This is a genomic window from Raoultibacter timonensis (assembly GCF_900240215.1).
In the GTDB taxonomy this organism is placed as follows: Bacteria; Actinomycetota; Coriobacteriia; order Coriobacteriales; family Eggerthellaceae; genus Raoultibacter; species Raoultibacter timonensis.
Genome location: NZ_LT964679.1, coordinates 579,235 through 596,689 on the forward strand (window position 1 = coordinate 579,235; position 17,455 = coordinate 596,689).

The window sequence follows — 17,455 nt, forward strand, 5'->3', positions numbered from 1 at the left end:
CGCGCACGGCACGTCGACCCCCGCAAACGATAAGGCCGAATCAATTGCGCTCGTCTCGCTTGCGGGCGAGAACTGCGATGTGCCGGTCGTGTCCGTCAAAGGGGTAACCGGCCATATGCTCGGGGGCGCCGGAGCCGTCGAAGCCATCGTGTGCGCACGTTCGGTCGCCGAAGGCGTCGTGCCTGCGACTACGGGTTTTGCCGAGGCGGATCCGGAATGCCCGGTGCGCGTGCTTACCGAGCCGCTGAGGAACTACCCGCAGAAGGTTGCGCTTTCGAACTCGCTCGGATTCGGCGGGCATAACGGGGTGCTGGCGCTTTCGCCGTGTGCCGGCTGATGCGCTGGTTCGAGAAAGGAAATCGTATCAATGGACACCATCGAATACCCATGCGGTAGATCGGTCATCGAAGCGGTGCTGCCTCATCGCGATCCGTTCGTTTGGGTGACGCGCGTTATGGAATGCGCACCGGGCGATTCGATCGTGGCCGAGCTCGATGTCGAGGTCGGTTTGCCCCTGTTCGTAGGCCATTTCCCCGGCCATCCGGTATTGCCGGGGGTCATCATCATGGAAGCGCTCGCCCAGGCGGCGTCGTTCTGCATCCTCGTCGGCCGCGGGGCCGAGGGGAGCGTCGGGTTCTTGACGGGCATCGACCGCGCGAAGTTTCGCCGTCAGGTGCAGCCGGGCGATACCGTGCGTCTCGAGGCCCGCATCGTGAAATCGTCATCGCGCATGTGCGTGGCGGAAGTCGAGGCGAGCGTTGAAGGCGTTCTGTGCGCGAGCGCAACCCAGAAATACGTGCTCGATACGCCGTCGAGCGCTCGCTGCTAAAGGAGTTGACCGTGGGAAGACGGAAACGTCAGGACTACATTACCATTCCTCATCAGGGTACGAAACCCGAATGGGTGCAGGGCGTTTCGACCGAGGAGCTGCTCGCCGCCAACGGAACGAACATCGGGGCGCTCGGATCGGTTGAAATCGCGTACAGCCTCGAGAACATCGCGCGTGAGCTGGACGGTACGGCGCCCTCGGGCGGCGGGGCCGAAACGATCGCGGGGGCACCCGTACGGCCCCGTGTGCTCGTGGCCGGCTACGGGGAGAACGCGAAGCGCGTGATTCGAGCCTGCTTCGATGCGGGGCTCGATCCGATCGCCGTCTATACCGGAAACGATTCGCAGGCTGCCTACGTTCGCGCGGCCGCCAAAGCGGAGAAGATCGGCGAAACGTTTTCCGAAGCGGTGTTTTCGAACAGCTACGCGCTTCTGAAGGCGTGCGAATCGAGCGGCGCGGGCGCGGTGCTCGCACTCGACGCCGAAGTCGGGGCGGATCGCCACTTCTGCGGTCTGGCTGAGGCGGGGGGCGTGAAGGTGTTTCGCGCCATCGCCCCCGCTGTTCCCCAGCGAGGATGGCTCGTCTGCCAAGGGTCGCCGGCGGTGCACGAAGCCGCATGGCGCAAGTGCCCGCATTGCGGACTCATGTTCGACGTGGCTACGCTTGCGGCGGGGCATTTCGAGTGCCCTTCATGCGGCGGCCTGCATCGCATGTCGTCATCCGAGAGGATATGCGATCTGCTCGATGCGGGAAGCTTCGAGGAGTGGGAGCGCGGTTTGCCCCGCACCGATCCGCTCGAGTTTCCCGGCTATCTCGAGAAGGTCGAAGCGCTCAGCAGGGAAACCGGTCTTGACGAGGCGGTGCGCTGCGGGGTGGGAACCGTTGCCGGCATGCGGTTCGCGATTGCGATCATGGACTCGCGGTTCCTCATGGGTTCGATGGGGTCGGTTGTCGGCGAGAAGATCGCCCGCACCGTCGAGCGTGCAACGCGGGACAGCCTTCCCCTGGTGATATTCACCGCGTCGGGTGGCGCGCGCATGCAGGAGGGGCTTTTGTCCCTCATGCAGATGGCGAAGGTGTCGTGCGCCCTTTCCTCTCACGCGGCGGCGGGGCTGCTGTACGTTTCGGTGCTCACCGATCCGACGACCGGCGGCGTGACCGCGTCGTTCGCCATGCAGGGCGATATCATTTTAGCGGAGCCGCGCTCGCTTGTCGGGTTTGCGGGCCAACGGGTCATCCGCGATACGATCAAGCAGGAGCTGCCCGAGGGTTTTCAGAGCGCCGAGTTTGCCCTCGAGCACGGGCTCATCGACGCCATCGTGCCGCGCGCCCAGCTGCGCGACACGCTTGCGCATATCATCGCCATCCACGAGGCGACGTCTCGGCATTGCGTGCTCGAGGACGGGGTACCGCTCAGCTACGCGGCGGTTTGCGAGAACCTCGTCGGAAGCGGGAAGGGTACCTACAATACGGTCACGTATGGAATGTTCCCTCAGTTGAAGCGTGCCTTTTCGGTGGCCTCGCAGCGGTTCGTGGCCGCCAAGCCGAAACCGTCGCGACATTTTTCGCTCGGCAGGACCAAAAAACAGCGTGCATCCGAAAAGCGACTCGCTGCGCTGCTCGATGGCGGATTCTACGCCGAAGACGGCATGCTTCTCGACGACGAGCACTGCTCCGTCGAGCCGTCGGAAAGCTGTGGCACGAGCCCTGCGTCGCGAGCTGCCGACGCGGCGAATCGCGCCTGGGAAAGCGTGCAGCTCGCTCGCAACACCAAACGTCCGACGGCGATGGCTTACGTAAAGAGCTTCGTCGACGGCTTCATCGAGCTGCACGGAGATCGTTCTTTCGCCGACGACGGCGCGATCGTGGCCGGCATCGGGTGGATCGGCACGCATCCGGTTACCGTGATCGTGCAGGAAAAGGGCTCCGACCTCAAAGAGCGCCTCGCGCGCAATTTCGGCTGCCCTCAGCCCGAGGGCTATCGCAAGAGCCTGCGCCTCATGAGGCAGGCCGAGAAGTTCGGCCGCCCAGTCGTATGCCTCGTCGATACGCAGGGGGCGTTCTGCGGTACCGAGGCCGAAGAGCGCGGAGCGGGTAACGCGATCGCCGATAACCTGATAGCCATGGCGGGTCTGCGCGTTCCCATCGTGAGCGTGCTCGTCGGGGAGGGCGGAAGCGGGGGAGCGCTCGCGCTCGCGCTCGCCGACCGTGTGGCCATGCAGGAGCATGCCGTGTATTCGGTGCTCTCGCCNCTTGCGGAAATCACAGGGTTCGGCGCGACGGGCGACGCGTACCATATGACAGCCCCCGATCCCAATGGCGACGGACTCGTTCGAGCCATGCGCATGGCCCTTGCCGAAGGCGGCTTCGATCCATCCGATATCGGCCACGTGAACGCGCACGGCACGTCGACCCCCGCAAACGATAAGGCCGAATCAATTGCGCTCGTCTCGCTTGCGGGCGAGAACTGCGATGTGCCGGTCGTGTCCGTCAAAGGGGTAACCGGCCATATGCTCGGGGGCGCCGGAGCCGTCGAAGCCATCGTGTGCGCACGTTCGGTCGCCGAAGGCGTCGTGCCTGCGACTACGGGTTTTGCCGAGGCGGATCCGGAATGCCCGGTGCGCGTGCTTACCGAGCCGCTGAGGAACTACCCGCAGAAGGTTGCGCTTTCGAACTCGCTCGGATTCGGCGGGCATAACGGGGTGCTGGCGCTTTCGCCGTGTGCCGGCTGATGCGCTGGTTCGAGAAAGGAAATCGTATCAATGGACACCATCGAATACCCATGCGGTAGATCGGTCATCGAAGCGGTGCTGCCTCATCGCGATCCGTTCGTTTGGGTGACGCGCGTTATGGAATGCGCACCGGGCGATTCGATCGTGGCCGAGCTCGATGTCGAGGTCGGTTTGCCCCTGTTCGTAGGCCATTTCCCCGGCCATCCGGTATTGCCGGGGGTCATCATCATGGAAGCGCTCGCCCAGGCGGCGTCGTTCTGCATCCTCGTCGGCCGCGGGGCCGAGGGGAGCGTCGGGTTCTTGACGGGCATCGACCGCGCGAAGTTTCGCCGTCAGGTGCAGCCGGGCGATACCGTGCGTCTCGAGGCCCGCATCGTGAAATCGTCATCGCGCATGTGCGTGGCGGAAGTCGAGGCGAGCGTTGAAGGCGTTCTGTGCGCGAGCGCAACCCAGAAATACGTGCTCGATACGCCGTCGAGCGCTCGCTGCTAAAGGAGTTGACCGTGGGAAGACGGAAACGTCAGGACTACATTACCATTCCTCATCAGGGTACGAAACCCGAATGGGTGCAGGGCGTTTCGACCGAGGAGCTGCTCGCCGCCAACGGAACGAACATCGGGGCGCTCGGATCGGTTGAAATCGCGTACAGCCTCGAGAACATCGCGCGTGAGCTGGACGGTACGGCGCCCTCGGGCGGCGGGGCCGAAACGATCGCGGGGGCACCCGTACGGCCCCGTGTGCTCGTGGCCGGCTACGGGGAGAACGCGAAGCGCGTGATTCGAGCCTGCTTCGATGCGGGGCTCGATCCGATCGCCGTCTATACCGGAAACGATTCGCAGGCTGCCTACGTTCGCGCGGCCGCCAAAGCGGAGAAGATCGGCGAAACGTTTTCCGAAGCGGTGTTTTCGAACAGCTACGCGCTTCTGAAGGCGTGCGAATCGAGCGGCGCGGGCGCGGTGCTCGCACTCGACGCCGAAGTCGGGGCGGATCGCCACTTCTGCGGTCTGGCTGAGGCGGGGGGCGTGAAGGTGTTTCGCGCCATCGCCCCCGCTGTTCCCCAGCGAGGATGGCTCGTCTGCCAAGGGTCGCCGGCGGTGCACGAAGCCGCATGGCGCAAGTGCCCGCATTGCGGACTCATGTTCGACGTGGCTACGCTTGCGGCGGGGCATTTCGNTAAAGAGCTTCGTCGACGGCTTCATCGAGCTGCACGGAGATCGTTCTTTCGCCGACGACGGCGCGATCGTGGCCGGCATCGGGTGGATCGGCACGCATCCGGTTACCGTGATCGTGCAGGAAAAGGGCTCCGACCTCAAAGAGCGCCTCGCGCGCAATTTCGGCTGCCCTCAGCCCGAGGGCTATCGCAAGAGCCTGCGCCTCATGAGGCAGGCCGAGAAGTTCGGCCGCCCAGTCGTATGCCTCGTCGATACGCAGGGGGCGTTCTGCGGTACCGAGGCCGAAGAGCGCGGAGCGGGTAACGCGATCGCCGATAACCTGATAGCCATGGCGGGTCTGCGCGTTCCCATCGTGAGCGTGCTCGTCGGGGAGGGCGGAAGCGGGGGAGCGCTCGCGCTCGCGCTCGCCGACCGTGTGGCCATGCAGGAGCATGCCGTGTATTCGGTGCTCTCGCCGGAGGGTTTCGCGTCGATCCTCTGGAAAGATCGGACCCGCGCGCCCGAAGCGGCGGCTGCCATGAAAATGAGCGCGCACGAGGCCCAAGAAATGGGCGTCGTCGATGCGGTGCTTTCGGAAGGCGAGGCGCCGGCTCACGAGAATTGCGAGGTGGCGGCTGCGATCGTGCGCGGCTACATCGTCCGCGCGCTCGAAGAGCTCGACGGCACCCCGGTCTCCCAGATGCTCGAAGAGCGCTATGCGAGGTTCCGCTCCTTTTGATGCGCGGCTTCGTGTGATTCGACCGTTCGATCCTTCGGCTCGCCGCTCGCATATCTGACGAAGATGCGTCGTGAAACCCGTCGGTTCAGGGTACAATGATCCGACGGGTTTCACGGAGTTTCCGAAGACGGGAGTGGCGGGGAATGTTCGACAGGGTCGACGCGTGGTTCGCACGTTTAGAGGACGTCATGGCGTTTCAGGCCATCCGCCAGGGTCTTATCCTGACGATCCCGGTTCTGCTCGTCGGATCGTTCAGCCTCATCTTCTTGAACCTGCCGATCGAACCGTATCGGGAATTTCTTGCGGGCGCGCCGTGGTTTCAGGGCGTGCTCGATACGGCTTACGCCGCCACGATGGGCATATTCTCGCTCTACGTTTCGGTGGCGATCGCGCTGCGCTACGCAAGCGCCTACGCCGAGCGGTTCGGCGGGTTCTTCACGCAAGGCGCCCCGTTTGCCGCCCTCGCCGCCTATCTCATGTTCGTGGGCTTCGGCAGCGAAGCGTTCGATCAGGTTGTTCTGAGCACGCGGTCGCTGTTCATCGCCATCGTATGCGGGCTCGTTTCCTCGATGCTCTACTGCCGCATCATCCGCGCAAGGAAGAAGCGGCGTTTGTACGGCGACAGCATCGACGGCGTGTTCAACCAGGCAGTAGAGGGGCTTATTCCCATCGCGGCGGTCATTGCGGTCTTTGCCGTCTTCGAGACGGTTGCGACCTCGCTTTCGGGCGCCGGCAGCATCGAGGAGCTGTTCTTCCTCGGCGTGAGCGCCCTGTTCCCCTTGGCGACGCCCACGTGTGCGAGCGGGCTTCTGTACCTGCTCATGAACAACGTCATGTGGTTCTTCGGCATACACGGCGGCAACATGCTCGACGGCGTTGCGCAGAGCATTTTCGTGCCCGGCACCGCCGCGAACGCCGCTGCTTTGGCGGCTGGGGGAGAGCCGGTGCAGATCGTTACGAAGACGTTCTTCGACGTATTCGCGTCGATCGGCGGCGCCGGAGCGTTGCTGTCGCTGCTCATCGCCATCCTGCTGTTCGGCAGGCGGCGCAACGTGCGGCGCCTCTCGGCGTTTGCGACCGTGCCCATGGTGTTCAACATCAGCGAGATCATGATGTTCGGTCTGCCGGTGGTATGGAACCCCGCCTTGTTCGTGCCGTTCATCATCGTCCCGCTCGTGAACATGGTCGTAGCGTATGCGGCGATGGCTGCGGGCCTCGTGCCGCCTACGATCGTCGACGTATCGTGGACGACGCCGCCGATCGTAGGCGGCTACGTTGCTACGGGATCGGTGGCGGGCGCGGTGCTCCAAGTTGCGAACCTTGCCATCGGCGCGGCTATCTACCTTCCGTTCTTGCGCCGCTACGAGCGGCTTGCTAACGAGCGCGATTGCGTTGAGTACCGAGGCCTTCTCCGCACCTTCCAGGAGGCCGAGAAATCGCAACGCGACGTCGATCTCATGCAGGCTCCCGGCGCCCTTGGCGCCGTTGCGCGATCGCTTGCCGAAGATATCCGCCGGGCGGTGGACGACCGGGCGCTGACGTTGCACTACCAGCCGCAGTTCGATGCGACGGGCAATGCGGTGGGCGCCGAAGCGCTGCTACGCTTCGAGCATCCGGTGTACGGGCCCATCTATCCCCCGCTCGTCGTAGAACTCGCGCAGGAAAGCGATCTTCTCGACGACCTCGAACGGGCGGTGTTCGATGCGGCGCTCGACGATGCGGCGATCGTGGAATCCCTTGCGGCGCAAGGGGTCCTGCGCTCCGATTTCTCGGTGAGCGTGAACGCGACGGCGCGCATGCTGCAGGACGAGACGCGCGTCGATTTCATCATAGCGGCTGTGCGTGCACGGTCGCTCGGCGAGGGACGCGTCATCGTGGAGGCAACCGAGCGCGAGGCGCTCAGGTGGGATAGCGGAGCGTCCGATCTGCTTCGGCGCATCGCCGATGCCGGCATTCCGCTGGCCATCGACGACTTCTCTATGGGACGTACGTCGTTTCAGTATCTGGAGACGAGCGTGTTCACGGTGGTGAAGCTCGACGGCACGATAGCGAAGGGCGTCATGGAGAACGAACGCTATGCCGAGATCGTCTCTTCGATCACGCGTTTGTCGGAGCAGCTGGGCTTTACGGTTTTGGCCGAATACGTGGAGACCGAGGAGCAGCGCGCCCGCCTCGAGGCGTTGGGATGCTCGTACTTCCAGGGATATCTGTACGCGCCTGCTCTGCCGTTCGACGAGATGGTCGAGCGCGTGAGCGGAAGACGGGTTTGAGATGCGAAGCACGGGTGTCGAAATGGCGAGAGGAAAGGGCGGTCGAGGGTATGGTAAATAGGCAGGACGATACGCGCAGCTGCGCGAACTGCGCGACGATGGCGTGCGACGACGGAGAAGCGCAGGCGCCGTTTCCCGATTTCTGCATGACGACGCGTGCGTCTGACGAGGTGTTCGAAGATGCGCTTTCCGCCTATCGCGACGATCCCGAAACCGCGCGCATATTCCAGGCGGCGGCTGAGGTAGAAGGGCTTTACTACGGAAGGCTCACGCGCGTCGAGGAGGTCATGGTGTTCGCCCGACGCATCGGAGCCGAAACGATCGGCATCGCAAGCTGCTCGGGCTTGCTTGCGGAAACGCAGGCGTTCGCGAAGATCCTGAAAGCAAAGGGATTCGAGGGCGTTTGCGCCGTTGCGTGCAAGGTGGGCAAGATCGACAAAAAGCGCGCGGGCATCGCCGACGACATGAAAGTGCACCCCGGCGGCTTCGAGCCGACGTGCAATCCGATCGCTCAGGCCCGCATCCTCAACGAAGCCGGCACCGACCTCAACGTGATCGTCGGGTTGTGCGTCGGACACGATACGCTGTTCATCAAGCATTCCGAAGCGCCGGTCACCTATCTGGTGGTGAAGGACCGGGTGCTCGCACACAATCCCGCCGCCGCCCTGTATACGAAGGGTTCGTACTACGGGCGCCTCATGACCCCCGATTTGCCCGAGCCGCGGTAAGCCCCGCTACGCGTCGTCTTCGATATACGAATGCAGCAGATCGACGAGTTCCCGGCGGCTGTGCACCGACGTTTTACCGTATATGTTGCGAAGATGCGTGCGCAACGTGCTCTCGGTAATGCAGAGGCGTTCTTGTATGACGGCGTTGTTCTTGTCCTTCATCACCAGCTCCGCGATCTCCTCCTCTCGCTTCGACAGCCCGTATTCTTGCGCGGCGAGCTGAACGCACAGCGTAAACGATTCATCCGTATCGGGCTTCCGCTTCGCCGTTTTACGCTTCTCGAAGAACCGCTTGATATCGCTTTCGCTCATGACGAAAGCGGACGTGCCGACGGTCAGCACGATAACGCCCGAAATCATGACGGGAAAGGGTATGTCGATGGCGGGCAGTACGGCGTCGCAGGTGATTTGGGCTATCGTGCTGCAAGCGGTAAGGGCGAACTGGCCTGCGGCGAACACGCAAGCGGCGGGAACGCGCGAGCGCAGCGCGATACTGCACCAGAGCGTCCAGGTGAAAATCCGAAAGAACGTCCAGCCGACTCCGATGACGAACGCCTCGTATTGCTGGTGGCCGCTTTCGAGCGTGAGGACCGGTATGATGCTTGCGATGATGAGGGGTGTGAGCGTTCGGTACAGGAAGGTAAAATCGATCTTTTCGCTGCGCCGCGTTGCAAAAACGGCGATGAAGAGCGATACCGCAAGTCCGGCGAGAAGCGTATACAGCTCGGCGGCTGCGGAGGATTTCGTTTCGGAGAGCGTGTTGGTGAACAGAATGACGGCACCGAATATCCCCACGCCGACAAAGAGGCGCAACGGGAGGCGCGACAGGGGCTTCGCTTCGTGGGGCAAGGGGCTTTGCAGGGCGTAGAAGGCTTGATCGCTTCGGAGCACTAAGAGTGCTCCGCCGGAAAGCAGGGGGAGCACCGAATGCGTAATCAGGGCCGGAACCGGTTGGAGGCCCGCCACTAGGAGGCATAGGGCGAACACTACGGCGTAGGCGAGCGAAACGCACAAAAGCGCATCGCGGAACCGGACGCGGCACAGGCATTCGGCCCAAAGCAGCAGCAGCGCGGCCTTCGAGGCGTTGAGCACCGTGCCTGCCACGACGCCTGCGGGTATATCGAGCACCCATCCGCAGAGGTACGTGCATGCGGAGGACGAGCAGACGAGAACTGCCGCAGCGGCAACGAGCGGTTTGCTCGACAGCAGATCGCCTCGTTTGTTCGCAAACCACGCCACGACGGCGAGCAGTGTAAGGAACAAAGCGGTTTGCAGGTAGCTCGTCGTTTCGATGAGCTCGGGGATTCCGGCGTGCGGTTGGGGGAACAGCGTCGGCGATATGCCGACCGTCTGCCATCCCATGTACAGACCGAGCCCGCATACGAGCACGGCAAACGTGGGGGCGGGCAAAGCTCCTGACGAAGCGCCGTCCCTCGTTATGGCTGGAGCGTTCATGATCCTCCCATTCCCAAGGATATCTGAAAGTGCAGAAGAGCTTCGGTACGCCGGTGACCCCACGTTTCGCGCGTACCGCAATCTCGAATGCACCGAATGTAACAATACTACAGATTATCGTAAGGTAAAGGATCTTCGGCGGACTTAGTTTTACGGCTATCAGGGGTTTTCCTGAAAATACCTCAGCTCTACCTCACGAATACCCCACTGTTTAGGGGAATACCTCACGAAGCGGATTGACGTTACTCGCGCCGCTTCGCTTAAATACGGGCGGTCGAACCGATGGGCGAGCCGAGCGCTCGGGCGTGGGCGCTTCGGGCTTCGGGATTGCGGTTTCGGGTGTCGAAGCTGCGCGAGAAGTTGCAGCGATGCCGGCCGCAACGACGGCTCCTCGGTGCGCAAAGGGATGCAAACCGTTGAATCAGGAAAGGATGATGGATATGAAGAGGCAGATTGCCGTTGCCGCGTGCTGCTTGGCGATGTCGGTGAGCCCCATGCTCGCCGGGTGCAGTGCCGGTACGGATGCGAAAGCCGAGCAACCGGAAGCGGGCGTCGAATCGAGCCAAAGCGCCAACGCGGCGGCTGGCGATTCCAAGCAGGAGGCCGCAAAAAAAGATTACAAGGACGGCACGTACCAAGGCGAAGGCAAAGGCATGCACGGTCCCATCAACGTGACGCTTACCGTTGCCGATGGCGTCATCACCGTTGACGAACTGACCGGGCCGTCCGAAACCGAAGGCGTCGGCGGCAAGGAGGCCATTGAAGACGGCACGTTCAAAGCGCAGATCGAAGAGGCGCAGTCCGCCGATATCGATGGCGTTTCCGGTGCAACCATGACTTCCGGCGGCGTCATGAAAGCCGTTGAGGCGGCACTTGCCCAGGCGAAGTAGACGTGATTTTTGTACGTGCGCTACCCCCCGCGGTTCGCATGCGAAGTTCGGATTCGGTTTCGCTGTGGACTGCCGAGGATGAACGGCCGACGCAGCTTTCATCATACAAAAGGGAAAGCTGAGGGGATAAGACACATGAAGATAAGGAGAACAGGATGAATATCAATCGTCGTCAATTCTGCGCACTCGGTACCGCCGGTGCCCTGGCAGCCATCGCGGGAGGCGTTGCCGTCGGATGCTCTTCCGAGAGCGCTTCCGCGAAGGACGGGGGATCCGCACCTGCGGCATCCGCCATGGCTATCGGCGATGCGAACGTGAACTTCAGCAAAGAGGTCGACGTTCTTATCGTGGGTGCCGGCATTTCGGGCATGCTCGCCTCCATCGATCCCGCAAAAGCGGGCAAGAGCGTTCTCATCGTCGAGCAGAACGGAACCTACGGCGGAGACGCAATCTATTCCGCAGCGTGTCAGATGTGCACTACGGCCGAGCTCACGAAGGAGGAGCGCCCCGACAAGTACTCGAGCGAAGACGAGATCCGCGAGAAGTTCGCCCCCTACTACGAAGGCAACGAGGCTGGTCTCGAGCGTACCGTCCTGCTTCAGAAATGGGGTGGCAAGTTCATCGATACTATGCACTACGATTGGGGCTACGAGTTCCAGGAGTTGCGCGAGAGTCCGTATCATCAGGCGTTCTTCCCCAAAAACGGTCTGTGCACCATGAAAGACGAGTTCGAGCTCATGAACGAAAAGGTTACCGAGGCGGGTGCCGAGTACCTGTTCGAGACCACCTTCAAAACCCTCATCACCGACGAGAACGGCACCATTGCAGGCGGGCGCTTCATCTCGAAGGACGGTTCGGTCGTCGACATCAAGGCAAAGGCCGTGGTGCTGGCGGGCGGCGGCTACATCTCCAACCAAGAATGGATGGTGAAGTACGCACCCGAGTGGGCGTTCGTCGGCAATATCGTTTCCGGCCGCAAGGGCGACACCATCGCAGCAGGCGTTGCTGCGGGCGGTACGCTCTCGGGCATGATGGCATCGAGCAACCTCAATCCCCTCTACGAGGCGGGTCACATGCTTGCCACGTTCTATCCGTTGATCGCTCTTCTACCCAACGGAAAGCGCTTCTACTGCGAAACCGCCGTGCACAATGCCGCTACCGGATGCTTGGCTGCGGGCTACAACGAGTGGTACAGCATTTGGGACGGCACAGCTCAAAACGGCATCGACCAGGAGGTTATCGCCCATGCGGGCGACGCCATCCAGAGCGCGGACTCCATCGAAGAGCTCGCCGAGAAGATGGGCCTTGCGCTCGAAACCGTGCAGGCAGCCTTCGACAACTGGGATACCATCTGCGACAACCAGGAAGACCCCGAGTTCGGAAAGACCCTCTTCCTGCAGAAGCTCGTTCCCCCGTACTACTTCCTGCGCAACGTTCCCGTACGCTACAAGAGCTGCGGCGGCCTGACGGTGAGCGATCGCATGGAGGTTCTCGACGGAGACGGAAACCCCATCCCCAACCTGTACGCCGCTGGATGCACTGCCGGCACCGAGGACATCGTTCCCGCAGCGGGTTCGGGTCTGCTGCTCGGCACGGTGCTTGCCGAGGACGTTGCCTAGGGTAGGCCGCCTGGGTGCTTGCCTTTCGAAAGAAGGCCGGACGGGAGCCGCGTCGGAGACGATGCGGCTCCTTTTTGCTTCTCTGAAAAGGTGCTGATGCTCGCCGTATGCTAGTATCGGTTCGATGAGAGGAGTCTGTTTGAACGATGCTGCACCCGCGCGGGAGCCGAGCCATTACATGTATGTGCTCGAATGCGCCGATGGGACTTTGTATACGGGATATGCTGCCGACGTCGAGCAGCGCGTTGCCACCCATAACGAGGGGAGGGGGCGAAGTACACGCGCTCGCGCCTTCCGGTGAAGCTCGTCGCCTGCGCCGCGTTCGCCACGAAGAACGAGGCGATGAGTGCGGAATACCGGTTCAAGCAGTTGACGCGGTCGCAGAAGCTGCGGCTTTTGGATGCAGCGCGTGAGTCTCCGTTTGAAATCGTACTGGATGAGTGGCTTTCTGATCAGCGATAATGCAGCCTTGCTTTTATGATGCTTGATTTAGGATAATTTAAATGATTGAGTGACATAGTAGACTATGATACTATGAATCCAATGATTCGGCCGAATCTGATCAAATGGGGGAGTTTGATCTAGATCGCCATTACGTTGGTCGATCGAGACCGGAACATCTCCTCGGAGGAGCTTTGCATGAGGTAAAGGAGGAGGCATGGGGCTTAATCTTACGAGACGAAGGTTCTTTGAAGGCGCAGCTGCCCTCGGGGCGCTTGCTTTGGTGAGCGGTTGCGCTCCGAAGGCGCTCGAAGAAGAAAAAGAGCAGCAATCTCAGGCTCAGCAGGATGAGGTCATCGACATCGACGCGCTTGAAGTCAAGTATTCGTGGTGCTACATGTGCGGTTCGTGCAAGACGATCTGTGCGACGAAAAACTACGTTAAGGACGGCAAATTCGCGTTTGTCGAAGGCAACCCTGAAGCAGGGAATAACTGGGGATATGGGTGCAAGACCCTCTGCGCCAAGGGAAATACGGCGATGCAAACCGTGTACGATCCGACCCGTATCGAATACCCCATGAAACGCGTCGGTGAAAAAGGGGAAGGCAAGTTCGAGCGGTGCACGTGGGATGAGGCTCTTGAGGGTTTGGCTGCCCGATTGCTCGAAAACAGGGAGAAGTACGGACCGTGGACCTATGCGGCGCTTTCTCCGCAGGGCGGCAGCACCGTCAACTCGGTGGGACGTCGCTTCCTGAACGTATACGGCAGCCCGAACTACCTGCACAGCGCCATCTGCCAGGAGCAGATCACCTCGAGTCGCTACATCACGCTCGGCACGTCGGCCAACCCCTACCCTGTGCAGCTCACAAAGACGAAGCTGCTTGTCAACTGGGGTGTTAACGGCGAAAATGCCGATGTAAACAACACGAACGACCGCGCGAATCCCGTACGGCGATTCGATGCGATGGAAGAAGGACTCGAGTTTATCGACATTCGTCCGATGCTCGATCCGCTTGCGGCTCATGCTGCGGAATGGGTGCCGGTGCGGCCTGGAACCGATCTCGCCCTCGCCCTCGCCATTCTCAATGTTTTGGTGGAGGAAGATCTTTATGATCACGAGTTTTGCGAAACCTGGTGTAATGGCTTTGATAAATTCGCCGACCATGTGAAACAGTTCCCGCCGTCGTGGGCCGCTCCCATAACCGGCATATCGGAAGAGCAGATCACGCGAATATCCCAGAAGATCGGCACCGTTAAGCCGATGGGGCTCATGTACGGCAACAGCGCGGGCGATCAGTCTAACGACGGAAACTGGTTGTGCTGCTGCATCAACATGATAGCCGCGATCACCGGTAATCTTGATGTTCCCGGTGGCGGCGGTGCGGGTATGAAGATGCCCGAGGCGTTGTTCGAGGTTGGTAAGATCAAGACGCTCAAAGATCGTCTGCCCGTCTATGACGAAGATACTGAAAACGGTTGGGCTGCGAGCCGTTCGAAGCTTGTCGCTCCCGAATTTCCTCGTTGGTATCAAAACCCCGATGATGAGGCGCTCGATCTATGGCCGAAGGAACCCTCGTCAGCCTACAACGGGGGGCTGCAGTCGATTCTGACGGAGAAGCCTTACCCGTTGAAGAGCGTTTTTGCGCACAATACGAATCCCCTATCGCAAACGCGGCAACCGCAGATCATTGCCGAAGCGCTCAAAAAGCTCGATCTTTTCTACGTCATGGATACCCATTGGAACCCCTCGTGCAACTATGCGGACTATGTGTTCCCCGCTTGCACCCGCTATGAGGCGAGCGCCCAAATCGGAACGCGCAATATGGAAGAAGGCACGTTCATCTGCATAGAGCAGCAGGTTGTCGAGCCGCTTGGCGAATCCCGATCCGATTGGCAGTTCTACTGCGATCTTGCTGTGAAAATGGGCTGGGAGGCCGATTTTTGGGACGGCGATTTCGATGGGTGCCTGCGCGAACAGCTTGAAGGATCGGGTTTTGAACTCGAAGAGCTTCGCGAGAAGGGCTACGTTTTCGTCGAGCGTACCGATGGGGCGAAGGCGTCGGAGCCGGAATATCAGAATTACGAGAAGCTGTTCAAGGGGCTGCCGAACGGCAAGGTTCAGCTGTACAACGAGCTGATCGGCGGCAAGCCGAACAACCGCGAAGACGGCGAGCTGACCTTCTTGCCCGAATACGTCGGTCCCCCCGAAGGCCTTTCCGAAACGCCTGAGCTTGCCGACGAGTATCCGCTTATTTTCACGGACGTCCATGCGCATCGCCTCAGCGTACACAGCTATTTTTCGAGTTTGCCGTATCTGCGTGAGCGCAACCGCAAGCCGTGGGTGAAAATCAATCCTGCGACCGCTAAGAAGTACGGCATCGAGGACGGCGATTGGATGAGGATCGAGTCGCCCCATGGATGGATAAAAATGGTGGCCGAGTACTTCGAGGGGATCTCTCCCGAAGTAATCATGGGCAAGCGAGGTTGGTGGCAGGAATGCGAGGAGCTTGGCGAGCCCGGCTACGATTGCTTCGACGGCGGTAGCGAAGTGAATGCTCTCTACGACGCGACGGTCGAGAACTTCGATCCCTTCCATGCCGGCATGGCCAAGCAAACGCTCGTTAAGATCAGCAAACTGGAAGGGGGGGAGTAAGCGATGGCAGAGCAATACGGATTCTTCGTCGATTCGACGCGTTGCATCAAATGCTATGCTTGCGAGGTCGCCTGCCAGCAATGGCACGGCATCAAGGCCGATACGGTCCACCGCAGGACGGTCCAAGAGGAATGCACGGGCACGTTTCCCGATGTGAAGCGCAGATTCACGTCGCTCTCGTGCATGCATTGCGAGAGCCCCCTGTGCGTGGCATCCTGTCCGCAGGGCGCCATCAGCAAGCGGGAGGAAGACGGGCTTGTGGTCGTGGACAAGGCGAAGTGCACGGGCGATAAAACGTGTGCGACCGCCTGCCCGTTCGACGTTCCCGAATTCATCGAGCTCGAGGGCGGCGGCGTTGTCATGGACAAGTGCGACGGCTGCCTGTCGCTGAGCAGGGAGGCCGACGAGATGCCCCGCTGCGTCAACACGTGCCCGACCAAGGCGCTCCACTTCGGCAAGCTTGCGGATATGGCGGCGCTTGCGAAGGAGAAGGGCGGAAGCCAGCTGGAAGGCGGAACCGTACCGTCGGTGTACGTGGCTTACGACGCATAGGCGGCGATTGGCGCGCAGGTAAGCGCGACGATGCGAGTGCTTTAAACCTTGGGCTGCGATATCATGGAGGCAATCGATGATCGTTGGCCCGAAGCCGTTCGGCGGCGGCTTGCGGGAGTTTGGCAAGGCGCCGCTTGAACGGCTCGGGGGATGGCGGGATGGTTGTGAGACAGTACGGGTTCTTCGTCGATACGACGAGATGCATAAAGTGTTACTCCTGCGAGGTCGCTTGCCAGCAGTGGCACCAGATGAAAGCGGGAACTTTCATGCGCCGAGAGGTGCACGAGGAGTGCACGGGCACGTTTCCCGATGTGAAGCGCAGGTTCACATCGCTCTCGTGCATGCATTGCGAGCATCCCGCATGCGTCGGCGTCTGTCCGGTGGGAGCGCTGTCGAAGCGCGATGAGGACGGCCTGGTCGTTGTCGATAAAGCGAAGTGCATCGGATGCCGAAGCTGCGCGCTCGCCTGCCCTTTCGACGTACCGCGCTACGGAGATAAGAAGATCATGGACAAGTGCGACGGGTGTTTGAGCTTGGGGCGCAGAACCGATGAGGCGCCCCGGTGCGTCAACACGTGCCCGACGAGGGCGCTTCATTTCGGGGATCTCGGCGAGATGGAAGCGCTTGCCGCCAGGAAGGGCGGCAAGCGGATGGACGGCGATACGGCTCCGTCGGTATACATCGCATCCGCAGAAACCCAGCCAGCGAACGAGTGAACGAGGGGAACGATTATGGATGACGTAACGCGTGAAAACACCGAACTGCTCGAAGACACCGCCACGCGCAAAGCGGTTTTCGAGTTTCTGTCCGCAGCGTACCTCAACGAGATGAGCTTCGAGTTCCTCGAGGGCCTGCGGGACAGCCGAATCGAGCTCGAAGGCGAGCTCGGGAGCTTCGTCGATTCGCTGGCTCGCGCCGATCTGGAAGAGGTGCGGGTGGACCTCGCGTCAGAATACGCGCGGATATTCTTGGGGATGAGCCCGTCTCCGGTGGCCCCCTACGAGTCGGTATACGTAAGCGACTTGCATATCCTCATGCAGGAGCCGCGCGATCAGGTGCTCGGGGAATACCGGGCCGAGGACATCGCCGTGGTGAAAGACCTGAGGCTGCCCGAGGACCATGTTGCCTTCGAATTCGCTTTCATGGCTCACATGTGCCAGAAAACCATCGACGCCTTGCGGTCGGGCGATGAGCCCGAGGCGCAACGATGCCTGTCGAAGCAGAGGGAATTCCTCGCCGACCATCTGCTTGCCTGGGTACCCGATTTGTGCGCCGATGTGCTGAAGCGCGCACGTACGCCGTTCTATCGGGGCGTTGCCGTCTTGACGCAGGATTGCCTCGAGTCCGATCGCGCCTATCTTGCGGCGCTCGCCGCATAAAGCGGCGTTTCGGGTGG

At 61.3% G+C, this 17,455-nt stretch carries 12 protein-coding genes and 4 pseudogenes; 15 read left to right on the forward strand and 1 reads right to left on the reverse strand.

Annotation, left to right across the window (positions count from 1 at the left end):
• From C1722_RS02465 to C1722_RS02505, 8 genes and pseudogenes are all read left to right on the forward strand, one after another.
• Nucleotides 1-337 (forward strand): annotated as a pseudogene (locus C1722_RS02465) (beta-ketoacyl-[acyl-carrier-protein] synthase II); the annotation flags it as partial.
• A 30-nt stretch (nucleotides 338-367) separates the two neighbouring features.
• Nucleotides 368-829, forward strand: a complete 462-nt coding sequence (fabZ, locus tag C1722_RS02470) for a 3-hydroxyacyl-ACP dehydratase FabZ (protein WP_102377845.1) — start codon at nucleotides 368-370, stop codon at nucleotides 827-829.
• 251 nt (nucleotides 830-1,080) lie between these two features.
• The gene (gene accD / locus C1722_RS02475; protein ID WP_425319358.1) at nucleotides 1,081-3,561 is read left to right on the forward strand and encodes an acetyl-CoA carboxylase, carboxyltransferase subunit beta; all 2,481 of its coding nucleotides are present in this window, start codon (nucleotides 1,081-1,083) and stop codon (nucleotides 3,559-3,561) included.
• 30 nt (nucleotides 3,562-3,591) lie between these two features.
• On the forward strand, nucleotides 3,592-4,053 hold the full coding sequence (fabZ, locus tag C1722_RS02485) for a 3-hydroxyacyl-ACP dehydratase FabZ (RefSeq protein ID WP_102377845.1): 462 nt from the start codon (nucleotides 3,592-3,594) through the stop codon (nucleotides 4,051-4,053).
• A 251-nt stretch (nucleotides 4,054-4,304) separates the two neighbouring features.
• Nucleotides 4,305-4,508, forward strand: a pseudogene (locus tag C1722_RS17790) (biotin carboxylase N-terminal domain-containing protein); the annotation flags it as partial.
• A gap of 232 nt (nucleotides 4,509-4,740) precedes the next feature.
• Nucleotides 4,741-5,451: pseudogene (accA, locus tag C1722_RS02495) on the forward strand (carboxyltransferase subunit alpha); the annotation flags it as partial.
• Between the two features lie 143 nt (nucleotides 5,452-5,594).
• Complete coding sequence (locus C1722_RS02500; RefSeq protein WP_180995005.1) at nucleotides 5,595-7,721, forward strand: PTS sugar transporter subunit IIC/EAL domain-containing protein; 2,127 nt, start codon at nucleotides 5,595-5,597, stop codon at nucleotides 7,719-7,721.
• A gap of 50 nt (nucleotides 7,722-7,771) precedes the next feature.
• Nucleotides 7,772-8,449: a DUF1847 domain-containing protein gene (locus C1722_RS02505; protein ID WP_102377847.1), complete on the forward strand. Its 678-nt coding sequence runs from the start codon at nucleotides 7,772-7,774 to the stop codon at nucleotides 8,447-8,449.
• A 6-nt stretch (nucleotides 8,450-8,455) separates the two neighbouring features.
• On the opposite strand, the gene C1722_RS02510 is transcribed toward C1722_RS02505, so the two are convergent.
• The gene (locus C1722_RS02510; protein WP_102377848.1) at nucleotides 8,456-9,904 is read right to left on the reverse strand and encodes a helix-turn-helix domain-containing protein; all 1,449 of its coding nucleotides are present in this window, start codon (nucleotides 9,902-9,904) and stop codon (nucleotides 8,456-8,458) included.
• Between the two features lie 440 nt (nucleotides 9,905-10,344).
• Here C1722_RS02510 and C1722_RS02515 point away from each other — a divergent pair, with 440 nt between their 5' ends.
• The 7 genes and pseudogenes from C1722_RS02515 to C1722_RS02545 all read left to right on the forward strand — a co-directional run bounded on the left by C1722_RS02515 (nucleotide 10,345) and on the right by C1722_RS02545 (nucleotide 17,438).
• Entirely contained in the window at nucleotides 10,345-10,794 is a 450-nt protein-coding gene (locus tag C1722_RS02515) for an FMN-binding protein (protein ID WP_244385900.1), read from the forward strand.
• A gap of 155 nt (nucleotides 10,795-10,949) precedes the next feature.
• Nucleotides 10,950-12,413 (forward strand): FAD-binding protein, encoded by a 1,464-nt coding sequence (locus C1722_RS02520; RefSeq protein ID WP_102377849.1) that lies wholly within the window; start codon nucleotides 10,950-10,952, stop codon nucleotides 12,411-12,413.
• A 178-nt stretch (nucleotides 12,414-12,591) separates the two neighbouring features.
• A pseudogene (locus C1722_RS17525) lies at nucleotides 12,592-12,875 on the forward strand (GIY-YIG nuclease family protein).
• A gap of 196 nt (nucleotides 12,876-13,071) precedes the next feature.
• Nucleotides 13,072-15,507, forward strand: coding sequence for a molybdopterin-containing oxidoreductase family protein (locus tag C1722_RS02530; protein WP_244902414.1), 2,436 nt, complete (start codon nucleotides 13,072-13,074; stop codon nucleotides 15,505-15,507).
• Between the two features lie 3 nt (nucleotides 15,508-15,510).
• Nucleotides 15,511-16,059, forward strand: coding sequence for a 4Fe-4S dicluster domain-containing protein (locus C1722_RS02535; RefSeq protein ID WP_102377850.1), 549 nt, complete (start codon nucleotides 15,511-15,513; stop codon nucleotides 16,057-16,059).
• A 158-nt stretch (nucleotides 16,060-16,217) separates the two neighbouring features.
• Nucleotides 16,218-16,775 (forward strand): 4Fe-4S dicluster domain-containing protein, encoded by a 558-nt coding sequence (locus C1722_RS02540; protein WP_102377851.1) that lies wholly within the window; start codon nucleotides 16,218-16,220, stop codon nucleotides 16,773-16,775.
• Nucleotides 16,776-16,790: 15 nt separating this feature from the next.
• Entirely contained in the window at nucleotides 16,791-17,438 is a 648-nt protein-coding gene (locus tag C1722_RS02545) for a TorD/DmsD family molecular chaperone (protein WP_102377852.1), read from the forward strand.
• Nucleotides 17,439-17,455 lie beyond the last annotated feature (17 nt).